Here is a 2,267-nt window from a genome sequence, read left to right as displayed (position 1 = left end):
GACGCTCCGGCCGGTGGGCTGCGAGCGGCTGGTACGGGCCACCTACACCGACGCCACCCGCAGCAGCGTCACCACCGTCGGCCTGGTCTTCACCGAGGCGGATGCCGGCGCGATGAGCGCGCTCGACACCCGGTTCACCACCCAGCACCTCGACGGCCGCGCGGACCTGATGCCCCGTACGTATCCGGTGAAGGACACCGCCGCCGCCGGTTTCGGCGACGCCCAGCGCGCCAGCTGGAGCGTCCACGTGCTGACCGAGGTGCCCGTCGTGGTCCTCTCCGTCTCGGGCTTCGCCGACGGACGTACGGTCGCCGAGCCGCAGCCCGCCGCCGTGGCGATGAAGTCCGGGGCCACCACGGCCGTGGCCGAGGCCGGCCTCGGCCACGAGGCGAAGGGTGTCGCCGACCGGGTGGAGCGCACCCTGCGCCGGACGATCACCGACCTCACGGAGAAGAAGCCGGAATGACCCGCCCCCATCGGCTCCGCGCGCCGCGTTCGCGCTGCTGCCCGCCGTACCCGCCCGGGCGGACGCCATCCGGGACCAGCAGTGGGGGCTCCAGGCCCTGCACACCGACCGGGCCTGGCAGACCACGAAGGGCGAGGGCGTCACCGTGGCCGTCCTGGACACCGGGGTCGACGGTAGCCACCCGGACCTGGCGGGCCAGGTGCTGGACGGCAAGGACTTCATAGGGTTCGGAGCCGGGAGCGGCGACGGCTCCTGGGCCCTGCACGGCACCGCGATGGCGGGCATCATCGCCGGCCACGGCAGCGGCGCCGACGGCGGCGAGGGCGTCCTCGGGGTGGCCCCGGAGGCCAAGATCCTCCCGGGCCGGGTGATCCTGGAGTCCACCGACCCCTCCCGGGCCAAGGCCCGCGAGTCACGCGGCACCGCCCTCGCCGACGGGATCCGCTGGGCCGCCGACCAGGGGGCCGACGTCATCAACCTCTCCCTCGGCGACGACAGCGAGTCCGCCCACCCCGAACCCAGCGAGGACGCGGCCGTCCAGTACGCCCTGGCCAAGGGTGTCAGCGTGGTCGCCTCGGCCGGCAACAGCGGGGACAAGGGCGACCGGCCCTCGTACCCCGCCGCCTACCCGGGGGTGATCGCCGTCGCCGCCGTCGACCAGTACGGCACGCACGCGGCCTTCTCCACCCGCCGCTGGTACGCCACCGTCAGCGCCCCCGGGGTCGACATCGTCGTGGCCAACCCCGACCGGCACTACTACATCGAGTGGGGCACCTCCGCCGCTTCGGCGTTCGTCTCCGGTGCGGTGGCCCTCGTCCGCGCCGCCCACCCGGGACTCTCGCCCGCGCAGGTCAAGACCCTGCTCACGGACACCGCCCGCGACGCGCCCGAAGGCGGACGCGACGACGCCCGGGGCTACGGGACCGTCGACCCCGCGGCCGCGATCGAGGCCGGGGCGAGGCTGCGCCCCGCCGGGCTGCGGGCCGAGTCCGCCGCCGGCTACGGCAAGCGGTACTTCGGTGCCGGGCCCGCCCCGGCACCGGAGCACGACACCCCGGCCGCCTGGCCGGCTCCGGCCGCGGGCGCGGCGGGCCCCGGCCGCGGGCGCGGCGGGTGCCGCTCTGCTGGCGCTGGCCGTGGTGCTGTGGCGGGCCGGGCCCGGCGCCTTCCCGGGCCGCCGCTGAGCGGGAACCGTACCGGCGGCCGGCTCAGAGCGTGCCGCCGCGCAGTTCCGCGAGGGTCTCCGCCGTCAGGTGCCGGGACGTGTCGTCGGCCTCGACGAGGACGACCGTGCAGTCGGCGGCATGCGTGAGGGCGGTGGTGAAGCTGCCGTCGGCGAACTGGAGGAGCGCACCGCGCGGGGAGCGGCCGACCGCGACGGCGCGGGCCCCGATCTCGGTGGCGTGCCGGGCCAGGGCCCGTCCGGCGTCCGCGTGGTCGCCGACGCCGGTCAGCACGCGTCCGGTTGCACTCAGACCCTCGGCCGCGAGCCGGTCGAGGTGGGCGGTGACCGCTGCCCGGGCCTGGTCGTCGGTCTCGGCGTCGACGGCCTGCCCCTCCACGACGGCGGTCTGCCGGACGTGGACGACTTCCAGCGGGCTGCCGGTGCCGCGGGCGAGACGGGCCGCGGCGCCGACGACGGCGACCGCCCGGTCGTGGCCGCCGACGGCGACGACCACCGGGCGGGAACCCGGTTCGGCGGTGCGGCCGACGGCGACGAGGGACGGGCCGACGGGCGCCCCGTCCCCGGTGGCCCGCTCGGCCCGGGCGAGCAGCCGGTGGCCGCCGGCCAGGACCGGGA

The 2,267-nt window shown here is 77.2% G+C and carries 1 protein-coding gene and 2 pseudogenes; 2 read left to right on the top strand and 1 reads right to left on the bottom strand.

The features are described from left to right. Positions 1-466, top strand: a pseudogene (locus IH13_RS0129955) (hypothetical protein); the annotation flags it as partial. Positions 467-500: 34 nt separating this feature from the next. Further along, positions 501-1,650 (top strand): annotated as a pseudogene (gene mycP / locus IH13_RS38870) (type VII secretion-associated serine protease mycosin). Between the two features lie 24 nt (positions 1,651-1,674). Here the strand turns inward: mycP and IH13_RS41460 are convergent. Continuing rightward, positions 1,675-2,267: universal stress protein (locus IH13_RS41460; RefSeq protein ID WP_158791397.1), on the bottom strand; the 593-nt coding region annotated here is incomplete at its 5' end.

It is taken from the genome of Streptomyces sp. NRRL WC-3549, from assembly GCF_000721935.1.
Taxonomy (GTDB): Bacteria; Actinomycetota; Actinomycetes; order Streptomycetales; family Streptomycetaceae; genus Streptomyces.
The sequence above is the reverse complement of the archived record's forward strand: the minus strand, read 5'-3'. Positions and strand labels throughout refer to the sequence as shown.